This is a genomic window from Algibacter sp. R77976, from assembly GCF_044594645.1.
In the GTDB taxonomy this organism is placed as follows: domain Bacteria; phylum Bacteroidota; class Bacteroidia; order Flavobacteriales; family Flavobacteriaceae; genus Algibacter_B.
In genome coordinates this window covers 1,352,960-1,366,996 of sequence record NZ_CP138989.1, presented here as the reverse complement: position 1 = coordinate 1,366,996, position 14,037 = coordinate 1,352,960, and the positions used below count along the sequence as shown (strand labels likewise).

Below are 14,037 nucleotides of genomic sequence, written 5' to 3'. Positions count from 1 at the left end.
GGGATAATTTTTATAAATTATCCCTTTACATTATTTCCGTTTTCACGAAAACAAAGAACACTTAAATTATTTAGAACGCATATCGCTGTGGGCCACCGCGTCTAATCTCTTCGCTACAATGCGCCTCAAACTTCTTAAAGTTTTCCCTAAATGCATTGGTAAGTTTAAAAGCTGTTGTATAATAAGCCTTATCATCATTCCAAGTCGCTCTTGGGCTTAACACACTTGTTGGTACTCCTGGACAGGTTCTTGGTTGCGCTACACCAAATACAGAATGGATATGATAATCGTCATAATTATATAGTCCTAAATGACCATCCAACACCGCATTAATCATAGCACGTGTATACTTTAATTTCATTCTAGTACCAATTCCATAAGGTCCTCCAGTCCAACCTGTATTTACTAACCAAACGTTAACTCCAGCATCAGTCATTTTTTGACTTAACATTTCTGCATATTTAGCAGGATGCAAAGGCATAAAAGGTGCTCCAAAACACGCTGAAAAAGATGGCATAGGTTCTTTAACACCTGCTTCGGTTCCTGCCACTTTAGCCGTATAACCCGAAATAAAATGATACGCTGCTTGACTAGGCGTTAATTTTGAAATTGGCGGAATTACCCCAAAAGCATCAGCCGTTAAAAAGAATATATTTTTAGGGTTTTTACCAATAGACGGCACTTGTATATTTTGAATATGATGAATTGGGTAACTTACTCTAGTATTTTGAGTAATGGATGTATTTTCAAAATCCACTTCACCTTTATCATTTAAAATTACGTTTTCAAGTATGGCGCCTTTCTTTATAGCATCATATATTTCAGGCTCATTATCTCTTGACAAGTTAATCACTTTAGCATAACAACCACCTTCAAAATTAAACACGGTATTTTCACTAGTCCAACCATGCTCATCATCGCCTATTAAACTTCTATTAGGATCTGTAGATAATGTCGTTTTCCCAGTTCCAGATAAACCAAAAAAGATAGCCGTATCTCCGTCTTTTCCAACATTAGCGCTACAATGCATTGGCATAGTATTTTTAAATACTGGAAGTATAAAATTTAGGGCCGAAAATATACCTTTTTTAATTTCACCTGTGTAACCTGTCCCTCCAATTAATGCTATTTTTTTTGTGAAATTTAAAATAGCGAAGTTATGTTGACGCGTTCCATCTTGATCTGCAACAGCCATAAATCCTGGTGCATTAACAATAGTCCATTCTGGTTGAAAATTTTCTAATTGAGCCTCCGTTGGACGTAAAAACATGTTATATGAAAACTGGTTACTCCAAGAATATTCATTTATCACACGAATATTAAGCTTATAGTTTTCATCTGCACAAGCATAACAATCTCTAACAAAAAGTTCCTTTTCAGACAAATACCCTACAACCTTATCATATAATTTATCAAAATCTTCAGGTTTAAACGGAATATTAACATTGCCCCACCAAACCCGATCTTTAGTTATATCGTCTTTTACTATAAACCTATCTTTTGGAGAACGTCCTGTAAACTCACCTGTATTAACCGCTAAGGCACCAGAAGACGCTTCAACACCTAGACCTTTTGATATGGTTATTTCATGAAGTTCATCAGGAGGTAATTGATAATTTACTTTTGCATTATTAATACCATATAATTCTAACGAAATCGTTTTCGTAACTTGATTGTGGTTTTCCATAATTTGGGTTTAAATTATATTATAATACAAAATAAAGACAATTATTTTAAGTATCTATAGTTTTAGTCTATTTTTTGTGAGAAATATTAAAAAAATCGACAATCATAAATCCCCAAGCCACAATTAAAAACAAACCTCCTATTGGAGTTATAAAACCAATAGATTTAAAATTAAATCCAGACAACTCGTTTGTAGCCAAACCGTAAATAGAACCAGAAAAAAGAATAACTCCAATAACAACCAAATAGAAGATTATCTTTTTAGTCTTTTGCTTAATAAACGAACTGCCTCCTATAAACAAAAGCAAAAGCGCGTGATACATTTGGTAGCGCACCCCTGTTTCAAAAGTTTGTTGCGATGCGTAAGAAATTAATTCTTTTAAGGCATGTGCACCAAAAGCGCCTAAAATAATACTTAAAACACCTAATATGGAACCGGTAATTAAAATTGTTTTATTCATTTAATTGTAAATTATTTTATAGGCTTTTAGCATTTTACCTGTTATCACAAAATTACAAACCAAAACTTAATATTCGAAAGATTTTATGGATAGTGACTCATACAAATATTTACCTTATAACCCTTATCGTAATTTCAATTTAAAAGCAAATACTTACTTTTATGTTTTAGTTTGCAATTTAGATGGCACAGATATTAGAATTTATTGGTTGTTTACTCGAGTTAATCATAGACTTCCAATTTTGGAGAGACAAAAAGAAAAGAAGGAAGTTTGAGAAGGAAAATAACCTTCCGAAAAAAATTATGATTCATCCTTATATTAAAATTTTAGCTTATAGTATTCTAATAACAACACCGATTATAATTTCATTTACGCTTTATCAACATTATTATTCTAACACTAAAAAAACCATCAAAAAAATATCTCAAGTTGAATCACTTTTAATAGAAAATAAAGAAGTTGATGGAGTTTACCCTAACGAACTAGAAGATATTATTCGAAATAATCCGCTACGAAAAAACATCACTTTAGACGGCTGGGGAAACGAATTCCACTATAGTGTTTTAGATCATGAAAAAACATTCAACTTAATATCAAAAGGAAAAGATGGTATTTTAAATACTGAAGACGATATAAAAGCCTCAAAAAAACATTAAAATGAAACAAAAAAGTAAAACTATAACTATAGATGGTATCGATAAAAAAATACTTCGCGCTTTAACTACAGATGCCCGTACACCCATATTAGAAATTGCTAGAAATGTTGGTATATCTGGGGCAGCTATCCATCAACGCTTGCGAAAATTGGAAAAATCGAAACTTATTTCAGGCTCAAAATTCATAATAAATCATGAAGTTTTAGGATATTCAACCTTAGCTTTTGTTGGTATTTATCTCGATAAAGCCGCCAATACTGATGATGTCGTAAGGGCCTTAAAACGTATACCAGAGGTTTTAGAATGTCACTACACCACGGGAAACTATAGCCTATTTATAAAACTTCTATGTAAAGACAATGCACACTTAATGCGCTTGCTTCATGAAAAAATTCAAACCATAACAGGTGTACAACGTACAGAGTCTCTTATTTCTTTAGACCAACAAATTGATAGGCAAGTGCACATATAATTTAATATCATTCTAAAGCAACCTTTTAATCTATATTGCATCTTTTAATGGTATAGTTGTTGCTACTATGCTATAATTAATTTAAATAAATGATTTATGAAAAAAACGTATTTAGTATTACTTGTTTCTGTTTTATTTTCAGTGTCTATGTTTTCTCAAGAAAGCATAGAAAACGAAATGCAACTTGAAAATTTCAACGAACTAAAAGTAAACATGACCAACCTCATCATCTTCAAATGGTTTGATGTGGCTTATGAGCGTACCATAAATGAAGAGGCTTCATTTGGAATTAGTTTCTTAACTAAAATTGGTTCTGATAAAGGTGATGATAATGCTGGTTTAGACGAGTACAGAACATTTTCAATAACACCTTATTACAGACATTTTTTCTCTAAAAAATATGCACAAGGTTTTTTTGTTGAGGGGTTTGCTATGATACATTCTGGTGAAGATGAATTTTACAACTTCAATGACATAGACCCAGATAGTAGTTATACTTATGAAAAATACACAGATTTAGCCATTGGTGTTTCTACTGGGGCTAAGTTTATCACAAAAAGAGGATTTATTGCTGAAATATATTTAGGAATAGGTAGAGATATGTTAGGCCAAAGTGATATTGAAATTGTTGGAAGAGGTGGTATAGCACTTGGCTACAGGTTTTAAAAACATCGATATTTTAAAATAAAATAAACCCCAAAACTAAAATCAGCTTTGGGGTTTATTTATTTAAGAGATACTGAAACAAGTTCAGTATAACAAAATTCTTTTGTTACATCTTCATTAACCAAGAACGTACATCAACCTCTTGTTTAATTATATTACGTAAATCTTCAATTTTAACACGCTGTTGTTCCATAGAATCTCTATGACGAATAGTTACTGTTCCAGCTTCTTTTGTGTCATGATCCACAGTAATACAAAACGGAGTTCCGTTGGCATCTTGCCTTCTATAACGGCGCCCTACAGCATCCTTTTCATCATAAATCACATTAAAATCCCATTTCAACTCTTCAACAATTTCTTTTGCAATTTCTGGCAAACCATCTTTTTTAACCAATGGTAAAATAGCTGCTTTTGTTGGTGCTAAAACACTTGGTAATTTTAAAACAGTACGTGATTTTCCATCCCCTAAATCTTCTTCTTGTAAAGCGTTTGAGAAAACAGCTAAAAACATACGGTCTAAACCAATAGATGTTTCTAAAACGTATGGCGTATAACTTGCATTATCTTCATGATCGAAATATTGTAATTTCTTTCCAGAATACTCTTCGTGTGCTTTTAAATCAAAATCGGTTCTTGAATGAATCCCTTCTAGCTCTTTAAAACCAAATGGGAATTTAAATTCGATATCGGCAGCGGCATCAGCATAATGTGCTAATTTCTCATGGTCATGGAAACGATAATTATCAGCGCCCATACCTAAAGATAAGTGCCACTTCATTCTATGTTCTTTCCAATGCTCATACCACTCTTTTTGAGTGCCTGGTTTTATAAAAAACTGCATTTCCATTTGTTCAAACTCACGCATTCTAAAAATAAACTGTCTTGCAACAATTTCATTTCTAAAGGCTTTACCTGTTTGTGCTATACCAAAGGGAATTTTTTGTCTACTCGTTTTCTGTACGTTTAAAAAGTTTACAAAAATACCTTGAGCTGTTTCTGGGCGCAAATACAAATCCATTGCAGTTTCAGCCGAAGCACCAAGTTTGGTTCCAAACATGAGGTTAAACTGCTTAACATCTGTCCAGTTTTTACTTCCTGTTAAAGGATCAGCAATTTCTAATTCTTCAATAAGTGCTTTTACATCTGCTAAATCTTCATTTTCTAAAGATTTTGCCATCCGCGAAAGCGTACTATTTATTTTTTCTTGATAGCCAACAACACGCCCGTTAGTTGAAACAAATTCTTCTTTATTAAAAGCATCTCCAAAACGTTTTTCAGCTTTTTTGACTTCCTTCTCTATTTTAGCTTCAATTTTAGCGCAATAGTCTTCAATTAAAACATCTGCTCTGTAGCGTTTTTTAGAATCTTTATTATCTATTAATGGATCGTTAAATGCATCAACGTGGCCTGAAGCTTTCCAAGTGGTAGGATGCATAAATATTGCAGCATCAATACCTACTATATTCTCATTCATTTGCACCATGGCTTTCCACCAGTAGTCGCGTATGTTTTTCTTTAATTCTGCCCCGTTTTGTGCATAATCGTATACTGCACTTAAACCGTCGTAAATTTCACTACTTTGAAACACATATCCGTATTCCTTTGCATGCGAAATTACCTTCTTAAATTTATCATCTTGATTTGCCATAGGTGCAAAAATAAAAAACCGATTAAAACAAACGTCTATTTGTGAAAAATAATTAAGTTTACAAGACTACATTTTTAAACAATGCTTAAATCTATCGTTAATTTATTCTTCCCAAAGGTGTGCAATGCTTGCAATAACCTACTAAATGAGAATATGGATGCCATATGTTTAGATTGCAGACACGATTTACCTCTAACTAATTTTCATTTTGATAATAGTGATATTGTAAAAAAAGTACTTTATGGGCGTGCAGAAATAGAAAACGGAACAGCGCTTTTTAGATTTGAAAAAAAAGGGAATGTGCAACGCCTTATTCATAATCTAAAATACAAAGGTGACGAACACATTGGTTTTGTTTTAGGAAATTGGCTTGGCGGTGAGTTAAAAACACTTGAAAATTATAATACTATTGATGTAGTTATTCCGGTTCCGCTTCATAAAAACAAACTTAAAACAAGAGGTTTTAATCAAGTTGCCAAATTTGGACAACAAATAGCCGAGGCTTTGAATGCTGATTATCTAGATGATGTCCTTTTAAAAGTAACAAACACAAAATCTCAAGTTAATAAAAAACGACTGGCACGTTGGAATAGTAACGAAGAGCAATTTACGCTTGAAAACCAAACTAAAATTGAAAACAAACATGTTTTGATAGTTGATGACATTATAACGACTGGAGCAACTCTTGAAGCTTGTGTTTTGGTTTTAAACCAAGCCAAAAACATAAAAATAAGTATTGCTACTATGGCAATAGCTTAAATATAATTAGCGTTATCTTTTTTAATTGAATTCATGTACTTTTGTAAAAATTAAAATTGTTGATGAATAAGACCCTTTCAAATTTTATTTTAGCCTTCATTATTGGCTTAATTTTTATTAATTGTGCTAATCGCGGAACACCTCAAGGTGGACCTAAAGATGACACACCTCCAAGAATTATAAAGTCTGACCCTGAAAATTATTCAACTAATTTTAACGACACAGAAATTACGGTCTATTTTAATGAGTATATTAAAATTAAAGACTTAAAAAAGCAGCTTATTATTTCTCCACCAATGAAAACGCAACCAGACGTTACACCAACTAGTGGAGCTAGTAAATACATTACCATCAAAATTTACGACACACTTCAGCCAAATACAACTTATGCCTTTAACTTTGGAAATAGTATAACTGATAATAACGAAGGCAACCCCTATCCTTACTATCGCTATGTCCTTTCTACAGGCAGCCATATAGATTCGCTTTCTGTAAACGGAAACATTGTTGATGCCTTAAGAACAGAGCCAGAAACTTTTGTAAATGTGGCCTTATATGAAGTTGATTCTACATTTACTGATTCGATAATATATAAAGAAACACCAAAATACATTACCAATACTTTAGATAGTGTAACCACGTTTTCTATTGAAAATCTTAAACCGGGTAAATATATGCTAATGGCATTAAAAGATGGTAATGGCGACAATAAATTCCAACAAAAAGCAGATCAAATAGGATTTTACAAAAACTTTATCGAAGTTCCAACAGACTCGTCATACACATTAAGACTTTTTAAAGAAGACCTAGATTTTAAAGCCACAAGACCACGTTTAATGTCTGGCGAAAAAATTGCTTTTGGTTATGAAGGTGATTATGAGAATATGAAAATTGATATCATTTCTGAAACACCACCAGAATTTGAATACCGCATAACAAAAGACCCAAAAACTGATACTCTAAATTACTGGTACAAACCACGATTAGAAGACGTCGATTCTTTGAATTTTAAGGTGTCTAAAAATGATTATGAAAAAGAATTCACGGCCAGAATAAGCGTTCAAGAAAGAGATTCTTTATTAATTGGAGCTACACCATCTGGTAGTATTAGATTAAATGAAGCATTTAAAATTGCTGGTACCACGCCATTAATAAAATTTGACGCCACTAAAGTATCTATGATGGATAAAGATTCTACAGCTGTTAGTTTCACTTCAACTTTTGATAGTATTAGCAATGCGTACTCACTTTTATTTGATAAAACTGAAGACAACAAGTACCAAATAGAAATACTTCCAGAAGCGTTCGAAGACTTTTTTGGGGACATAAATAAAGATACTCTAAGTTATTCTTTAAGAACCCAAAAAGACTCAGATTTTGGTTATGCAAGATTCTCTTTAGTTAATGCAACCTACCCATTAATTATTCAATTAACTGATAAGAGTGGCGAAGTAAAAGTCGAACAATCTGTTGATAAAGAAGGTGCTGTAGATTTTTTAAACCTTAGCCCTAGCATGTATTCTATAAGAATTATACACGACGCTAACGGCAACCAAAAATATGATACTGGTAATTATTTAAAAAAGATTCAACCCGAAAAAGTAAGCCATTTTCAGGATATTGAAATTAGAGCAGATTGGGGTATTGAAGAAACGCTTACGTTTAAATAAAATTAAAAGTGTCCTTATCATCTAAAAACTTAAGCTTATTTCTATAAGCCTCTACGTGTCTTTTTTCTAAAGTAACAACTTCTGTTTGTTCCTCATTTGGTTTAAACCCCGTTAATTCCTCACCAAGAACATTATAAACTGCCGAATGACCAGAATATTCGCTATTTACACCATCTACGCCAACCCTATTTACACCAACGCAATAACTCATATTTTCAATTGCACGAGCTTTAAGTAAAGTATCCCAAGCAGACACTCTTGTTTTTGGCCAATTAGCAACATAAAGCAACACATCATAATCTTCGGTGTTTCGAGCCCAAACCGGAAAACGTAAATCGTAACAAATTAAAGGGCGAATTTTCCAACCTTTGTAATGCAAAATCACTTTTTCTTTTCCTGCTGTATATACTTTGTCTTCGCCAACTAAGGTAAACGTGTGGCGTTTATCATAATACGTTATAAACCCAGATGGCTCTATAAATAGTAGTCGATTATAAAAGGTATTATTTTCAGAAATAACCATGCTGCCTACAATAGCAGCATCAACTTTTAAAGCTAAATATTTTAACCAAGAGACCGTTTCACCATCCATAGTTTCGGCGACTGCCGAGGCATTCATGGTAAACCCAGAAGTAAACATTTCGGGAAGAACAATTACATCAACATCTGTTGATATATTTTCTATTTTGTTTGTGAAGTTTATTCGGTTTTGCTCAGGGTTTTCCCAAACCAAATCCGTTTGAATCAACGCTATTTTAAGGTCTTTTTGCATAGGTTTAATATACGAAACCTTAAAATAACGTTTTTTAATTCTATTTTAAAACAGAAAGAAGATATTTCTGTTTTAATAACTTATAGCTTTTTCTTAGCTTTTGCCGCCGCCTCTTTATATTTTTCAATTTTTTCTATCCATTTTTCTTCATCAACAGGCGACAGCTTACCTTTCTTTTTAAGCTTTTCATATTTACTAATGGCGTCTTTGTGCTTTTTAGTAGATTTATCAAAATTAGATTGTGCCTTTTGACTCTTTTTCAACTCCTTTTCAGCCTTTTTTTGCTTCTTTTCTGCACTTTTTTGCTTCTTTTCTGCCTTTTCAATACGCTTTTGGGTTTCTTCTGCTTCTTTTACTTTTAGCATTTTTTCATCAAAAGCGCCTCTAATTTGCTGTTTTTCTTCTTCAGATAAAGTATCTGTAACATCTAAGTCTGCTTTAAAAATCCTGTCTTTTTTAATCTCGTAAGCCTCACCTTTAACATTTACATCTTGAGCATTAACTACAAAACCAAATCCTAAAAACAACACTATCAATAAAAATCTCATGTTTCTTCTTTTTAAATTATTCATTTAATAATTAGACACAAACTTATCAAAAAAGTAACTTAAACTAATTTAAAGCTTTTTTGATATTTTTTAAAAGCATCAAATCCCCAACTTAGCTAGTAACTCTTGTTTAAAGGTTCGTCCAATAGGGATTTTATTATCCTTAATAAAAATGAAGTTTCCTGAAATTTTACTAACAAATAAACTATTAATAATAAAAGATTTATGCACTTGAATAAATGTTTTTTCAGGAAGCTTAGCATTCCAGTTTTTTAGGGCATCTATATAAGATAATCTTTGATTTTCGGTAACTACAGTAATATAATTTCTTTCGGATTCAATAAAAAGAATCTTATTTAATACAATTTTATGAAGCGTTTTATCAACGTTTAAAAAAATGACTTCTTCGTTATCTTCCTGAATTACATCAGCAACTTCCATTCTTTCTTTCGCTTTATTTACGGCCTTTAAAAATCTATCAAATGAAAACGGTTTAACCAGGTAATCTACAATAGTATCTAACTCAAAACTATTAACAGCATATTCAGAATATGCAGTAGTCATAATAATTGCTGGTGGGTTTTTAATAGTTTTTATAAAATCGAGCCCAGACATATCTGGCAGATTAATATCTAAAAAGACAACATCAACAGCATTTGAGTTTAAAAACGAATTAGCTTCAATGGCAGCATTAAAGGTATCGATCAATTCTAGGCTAGGAATTTTTGCGATAAAATTTTTAAGAATTTTTTGCGCAGGAATTTCATCTTCAATTATAATACAGGTCATTTTAGGTCAAGTTTTAAAACCACTTTAAAAGTATCAGTCTTATTAATAATAAACTCATATTTATCCTTATAGATAAGCTCTAAGCGTTTTTCAAGGTTTTGAAGACCAATTTTCAAATCGGTTGTAGACACCTTGTCTTTGTCAAAATTATTTTCACATGTAAAGTTCAAAACACCTTGTACAATATTGATATTCACTTTAATTTCACTATGTAGTGTACTATGTTTAAAAGCGTTTTCAATTATAGTTATTAAAAGCAACGGTGCAATTTTATGATTAAATACATCTATGGATTTAGTGTATCTAATTTGCTTAACACCTTCCGTTCTTATGGTTTGGAATTTTATATAATTATCGATAAAATGAATCTCTTTTTCTAATGAAATGGTTTTTTCGTTACTTTCATAAAGCACATGTTTTAAATTATCTGAAAGCATTAAAATGAGTTCTGGCGTTTCATTTGGTTTTTCTAATGCATACGAATAAATGGTATTCAAATTATTAAATAATACATGCGGATTTATCTGAGATTTTAAAAACTTCAACTCCATTTCAGCATGTTCTTTTTTCACTTTTATAACTTCTTCTTGTTCATCAATAAACCGATACAAAATCCAAATGAAAGAGAAGAATATAAGCGGCACAAGTGTTTGCCATAAATAATCGCTTAAACATTTAGGGATACTACAACCACATTGCGCAAAAGCATAACAGTATAATTGCGTGGCAAAAAATGAAATGGTCGCGAACACAAAAACATACAAAACGTATAATTTCTTTCTGACGAAAAAGGGCAATAGAAAAAAATTATTCATGTAAACAATAGCCACCAATAGCGATACATATTGTAAAAATGGGTTTTCCCTCCAGTAAAAATCTGAAAACAGAAATAACGACACAAACACAAAAAGCATCCAAAATAAAATATGGACTAGGATTTGAGATGTGTACTTGTTTATAAAAGTCATGGTTTAGATTAATACCTACAAGGTTTTAAAAACCTCGCAGGACATACTATTTAATTTTAAAAGTAATTAGAAAACCTATAACCATCAAACAATCTGTACGAAAGTCGGTTTTGAAATTACAAACAACCATAATGCTGTTTGTAAATTCAAGTCTGTTGTTTGTAAAATTAATTCGCATCAAGCAAAAAACTAGTTTAAGTTTGGTTTTATAATCAATCAAAACTACCACATGAAACGAACAATCTTATTACTAATCACTTTACTTAGCCTACAATTTGGTTTTTCTCAAACCTTAAACCACATAGAATTTGATAAAAAAGGCAACGAAGTTTTACTTGGAGAAATTAATAAAAACGGGTTAACACAAAATACGTTTAACACATGGTTTTCAAAAAACCATGAAGATTATTTAGTAAATAAAGTGATTACAAAAAAACTAAAAGACTCTTTAAAGCAATATGAAATCAAAGTGTTTCTAGGCACATGGTGTGGAGATAGCAAGAAAGAAGTCCCTAGATTCTATAAAGTTATAGAAGCTGCCAAATTCCCTGAAAGCCAATTACAAGTTATTGCAGTAAATAGAACCGAAGATGCTTATAAGCAAAGCCCAAATCACGAAGAAAAAGGCCTAAACATTCACAGAGTTCCTACATTTATTTTCTATAAAAACGGAAAAGAATTGAACAGGATTGTAGAGCATCCAAAAGAAACTTTAGAGCGTGATATGTTAACTATAGTTACAGAAAATAAATATACGCCTAACTATGTGGCTGCAAAATACATGAACTATTTACTAAGCTCTAAATCGATTGACAGTCTTAAACTAAACGAAAATAATTTAATACCTAGACTAGCAGAATTTGTAAAAGGAAGTAGAGAACTAAACACATATGGCTATTCGTTATTACGCTCCAAACAAATAGATAAAGCTTTATATGTTTTTGATTTAAACACAAAGATCTTCCCATACAAATACAATGTTTATGATAGCTTGGGTGAAGCTTACTTTAAAGCAGAAAACCACAATGAAGCTTTAAAAAATTACTACAAAGTATTGAGTTTAAAACCTGATGATGAAAATGCTGTTGAGATGATTGAAAAGATAAAATTGGAAGTTATAAGCACGAAGACTGAAGATTAAACGATCTCCATCTTTTTCAATAAAAACGATGCATTCATGTTTTGGCAAATACCTTCTTTTAAAGTATAGTCAAAATGAAGTTCATCGTTAATAATTTCGGCATCAAAATAATAGTTTTTCACATCGTCAAGTTCCTTCTCAATCTCACATAAACTTAAATCGTGTGTTGCAATAATTCCCGTGGCGTTTGAAGCCACTAATTTTTCAACAAACTTCCTGGAACCAATAGCTTTGTCTGTACTATTGGTTCCTTTTAAAATTTCATCTAGAATTATGAAATACGATTCTTTTTGAATCGCATCCACAATGTATTTAAGGCGCGTTAATTCTGAAAAGAAATACGAACTATCATCGGTTAAAGAATCTGTTGTGCGCATGCTAGTAATTAATTTTACTGGCGAATATTGTGTAGATTCTGCACAAATAGGCAACCCAACATTTGCCATAACAATATGTAAAGACACCGTGCGTAAAAAGGTGCTTTTACCTGCCATATTTGCTCCGGTTACAATAAAAAACTGCTCGTTTTCTATGGTTAAGTCGCTATCAACACGCTTTTCTTTATTTAATAATGGATGCCCAAGATTTTTTGCTTTAATAACGGGTCCATCATTTATAATTTCTGGAAACACAAATTCTGGGTGATTGTATGCATAATTCCCTAATGAGTTATATGCATCAAAAAAGGACACTACCTCAAACCAATCGGATACCTTATGGCCATACTTTTCTATCCATTGTTCTATTCTAAAACTGTTTCTAACATCGGTTAAAAAATAACCGTTACCAAAAATAGCACCGATAATATTATTCCTATTATCTAAAGCATCCAATGACTTTGAGAAGGTTTTAAAAATATCTGAAGCTTTTTCATCTCCAGACTGAATTTGTTTTTGCTTTTTTTGTAATAATTCGGAAGTAAAGGTTTCGTTTTCAATTAAATCTAGCAAGGTTGCATATTGACGAAATGTATCTCGAACCTTATCTACATTTGAAGATAACGCATTAATTTTTTTGAGATAACGCCCTGTTACACCAAATCCAACAAACAGCCAATACCCTATTAAGGCTTGGTTTGTTACAATCCCTAAAACGGTAAGCACAAATAAAACTACGGTAGCTATACTAAATACCAAAGGTAGCCACGACATGACTTTAGGTAAAAAAATGGTGTGATTTTGCAACCAACTTACAACCTGTTTTGCAGGTGTTTCAACATCAACCATACTAGATGTTGCAGAATAATATTGGCGCCATTGGGGTTTAGAACTTAACTCTTTAATGGCATCTTGTCTTGACTCAATAGCTTCTACATTATTGGCTTTTAAGGCATTTGCTAATTGATGGGTTCCTTCATTTATAGTGGTTCTATTTATAAATTGAAAAAAAGAACCTCTACCAAACAAATCAATATCCAAGCTATAAAAGTGATTTGGATCTTGAAACTCTAGACCTTCATTTCTATCATGAAATTGGCCCGATGCAATTTTAATTTCTTCTTCATTAATAGCTACCAACGCTTTATTAAAATTACGTTGTCGCTTAATATCTGTATATTTTGAAAGCAAATAAACAAACACAATTACACCAAAAACTCCAACAGAAACGGCAATTTGCCATTGCCCAAAAAATAAGTAAACACAAAACCCTGTTACTACAAATACAGCCAGCCTATACAAGCTATAAAGCGTCATTTTATTAGTTAATCCCTGAACTTGAGCAGTATAAACCTGTAAGTGTTTTTTATAATATTTTAAAGAATCTTCCATGTATTATAATTCGGATATAAAGAAACAAAAAA

General features: G+C 31.9%; 14 protein-coding genes. 6 read left to right on the top strand and 8 right to left on the bottom strand.

The window, feature by feature from the left end:
* Positions 1-70 precede the first annotated feature (70 nt).
* Together pckA and SJY43_RS05875 are read right to left on the bottom strand one after the other, a co-directional pair.
* Positions 71-1,687, bottom strand: coding sequence for a phosphoenolpyruvate carboxykinase (ATP) (gene pckA / locus SJY43_RS05880; RefSeq protein WP_396602916.1), 1,617 nt, complete (start codon positions 1,685-1,687; stop codon positions 71-73).
* A 67-nt stretch (positions 1,688-1,754) separates the two neighbouring features.
* Positions 1,755-2,147 carry a DUF423 domain-containing protein gene (locus SJY43_RS05875; RefSeq protein WP_396602915.1) on the bottom strand — a complete coding sequence of 131 codons (393 nt, stop codon included), beginning with the start codon at positions 2,145-2,147 and terminating at the stop codon, positions 1,755-1,757.
* Positions 2,148-2,329: 182 nt separating this feature from the next.
* Here SJY43_RS05875 and SJY43_RS05870 point away from each other — a divergent pair, with 182 nt between their 5' ends.
* The 3 genes from SJY43_RS05870 (at position 2,330) to SJY43_RS05860 (ending at position 3,941) form a co-directional block, all read left to right on the top strand.
* On the top strand, positions 2,330-2,803 hold the full coding sequence (locus SJY43_RS05870) for a type II secretion system protein GspG (RefSeq protein WP_396602914.1): 474 nt from the start codon (positions 2,330-2,332) through the stop codon (positions 2,801-2,803).
* 1 nt (position 2,804) lies between these two features.
* Positions 2,805-3,275 (top strand): Lrp/AsnC family transcriptional regulator, encoded by a 471-nt coding sequence (locus tag SJY43_RS05865; RefSeq protein ID WP_396602913.1) that lies wholly within the window; start codon positions 2,805-2,807, stop codon positions 3,273-3,275.
* A gap of 96 nt (positions 3,276-3,371) precedes the next feature.
* Positions 3,372-3,941: a DUF3575 domain-containing protein gene (locus tag SJY43_RS05860; RefSeq protein WP_396602912.1), complete on the top strand. Its 570-nt coding sequence runs from the start codon at positions 3,372-3,374 to the stop codon at positions 3,939-3,941.
* Positions 3,942-4,047: 106 nt separating this feature from the next.
* Here the strand turns inward: SJY43_RS05860 and SJY43_RS05855 are convergent, their stop codons facing one another.
* On the bottom strand, positions 4,048-5,589 hold the full coding sequence (locus tag SJY43_RS05855; protein ID WP_396602911.1) for a glycine--tRNA ligase: 1,542 nt from the start codon (positions 5,587-5,589) through the stop codon (positions 4,048-4,050).
* Between the two features lie 81 nt (positions 5,590-5,670).
* Here SJY43_RS05855 and SJY43_RS05850 point away from each other — a divergent pair, with 81 nt between their 5' ends.
* Both SJY43_RS05850 and SJY43_RS05845 read left to right on the top strand, forming a co-directional pair.
* Complete coding sequence (locus tag SJY43_RS05850) at positions 5,671-6,348, top strand: ComF family protein (protein WP_396602910.1); 678 nt, start codon at positions 5,671-5,673, stop codon at positions 6,346-6,348.
* A 62-nt stretch (positions 6,349-6,410) separates the two neighbouring features.
* The gene (locus SJY43_RS05845; protein WP_396602909.1) at positions 6,411-8,018 is read left to right on the top strand and encodes an Ig-like domain-containing protein; all 1,608 of its coding nucleotides are present in this window, start codon (positions 6,411-6,413) and stop codon (positions 8,016-8,018) included.
* Here SJY43_RS05845 and SJY43_RS05840 read toward each other — a convergent pair.
* The 4 genes from SJY43_RS05840 to SJY43_RS05825 all read right to left on the bottom strand — a co-directional run bounded on the left by SJY43_RS05840 (position 8,011) and on the right by SJY43_RS05825 (position 11,095).
* Positions 8,011-8,790 (bottom strand): amidohydrolase, encoded by a 780-nt coding sequence (locus tag SJY43_RS05840; protein WP_396602908.1) that lies wholly within the window; start codon positions 8,788-8,790, stop codon positions 8,011-8,013. The two genes, SJY43_RS05845 and SJY43_RS05840, sit on opposite strands and share 8 nt — an antisense overlap.
* An 80-nt stretch (positions 8,791-8,870) precedes the next feature.
* Positions 8,871-9,338 carry a hypothetical protein gene (locus SJY43_RS05835; RefSeq protein ID WP_396602907.1) on the bottom strand — a complete coding sequence of 156 codons (468 nt, stop codon included), beginning with the start codon at positions 9,336-9,338 and terminating at the stop codon, positions 8,871-8,873.
* A gap of 99 nt (positions 9,339-9,437) precedes the next feature.
* Positions 9,438-10,127, bottom strand: a complete 690-nt coding sequence (locus SJY43_RS05830) for a LytR/AlgR family response regulator transcription factor (RefSeq protein WP_396602906.1) — start codon at positions 10,125-10,127, stop codon at positions 9,438-9,440.
* Positions 10,124-11,095: a sensor histidine kinase gene (locus tag SJY43_RS05825; RefSeq protein WP_396602905.1), complete on the bottom strand. Its 972-nt coding sequence runs from the start codon at positions 11,093-11,095 to the stop codon at positions 10,124-10,126. The genes SJY43_RS05830 and SJY43_RS05825 overlap by 4 nt, the downstream gene beginning before the upstream one ends.
* A 229-nt stretch (positions 11,096-11,324) precedes the next feature.
* Between SJY43_RS05825 and SJY43_RS05820 the strand changes: the two genes are divergently transcribed.
* Positions 11,325-12,236 carry a thioredoxin family protein gene (locus SJY43_RS05820; RefSeq protein ID WP_396602904.1) on the top strand — a complete coding sequence of 304 codons (912 nt, stop codon included), beginning with the start codon at positions 11,325-11,327 and terminating at the stop codon, positions 12,234-12,236.
* On the opposite strand, the gene SJY43_RS05815 is transcribed toward SJY43_RS05820, so the two are convergent.
* Positions 12,233-14,005: a MutS-related protein gene (locus SJY43_RS05815; RefSeq protein WP_396602903.1), complete on the bottom strand. Its 1,773-nt coding sequence runs from the start codon at positions 14,003-14,005 to the stop codon at positions 12,233-12,235. The genes SJY43_RS05820 and SJY43_RS05815 overlap by 4 nt on opposite strands.
* Between the last annotated feature and the right edge of the window lie 32 nt (positions 14,006-14,037).

Coding starts and splice junctions, on each gene's coding strand:
- SJY43_RS05855 (WP_396602911.1), bottom strand. CDS start 5,589: ATGGCAAATCAAGATGATAAATTTAAGAAGGTAATTTCGCATGCAAAG.
- SJY43_RS05815 (WP_396602903.1), bottom strand. CDS start 14,005: ATGGAAGATTCTTTAAAATATTATAAAAAACACTTACAGGTTTATACT.
- pckA (WP_396602916.1), bottom strand. CDS start 1,687: ATGGAAAACCACAATCAAGTTACGAAAACGATTTCGTTAGAATTATAT.
- SJY43_RS05875 (WP_396602915.1), bottom strand. CDS start 2,147: ATGAATAAAACAATTTTAATTACCGGTTCCATATTAGGTGTTTTAAGT.
- SJY43_RS05865 (WP_396602913.1), top strand. CDS start 2,805: ATGAAACAAAAAAGTAAAACTATAACTATAGATGGTATCGATAAAAAA.
- SJY43_RS05860 (WP_396602912.1), top strand. CDS start 3,372: ATGAAAAAAACGTATTTAGTATTACTTGTTTCTGTTTTATTTTCAGTG.
- SJY43_RS05840 (WP_396602908.1), bottom strand. CDS start 8,790: ATGCAAAAAGACCTTAAAATAGCGTTGATTCAAACGGATTTGGTTTGG.
- SJY43_RS05845 (WP_396602909.1), top strand. CDS start 6,411: ATGAATAAGACCCTTTCAAATTTTATTTTAGCCTTCATTATTGGCTTA.
- SJY43_RS05835 (WP_396602907.1), bottom strand. CDS start 9,338: ATGAGATTTTTATTGATAGTGTTGTTTTTAGGATTTGGTTTTGTAGTT.
- SJY43_RS05870 (WP_396602914.1), top strand. CDS start 2,330: ATGGCACAGATATTAGAATTTATTGGTTGTTTACTCGAGTTAATCATA.
- SJY43_RS05820 (WP_396602904.1), top strand. CDS start 11,325: ATGAAACGAACAATCTTATTACTAATCACTTTACTTAGCCTACAATTT.
- SJY43_RS05825 (WP_396602905.1), bottom strand. CDS start 11,095: ATGACTTTTATAAACAAGTACACATCTCAAATCCTAGTCCATATTTTA.
- SJY43_RS05830 (WP_396602906.1), bottom strand. CDS start 10,127: ATGACCTGTATTATAATTGAAGATGAAATTCCTGCGCAAAAAATTCTT.
- SJY43_RS05850 (WP_396602910.1), top strand. CDS start 5,671: ATGCTTAAATCTATCGTTAATTTATTCTTCCCAAAGGTGTGCAATGCT.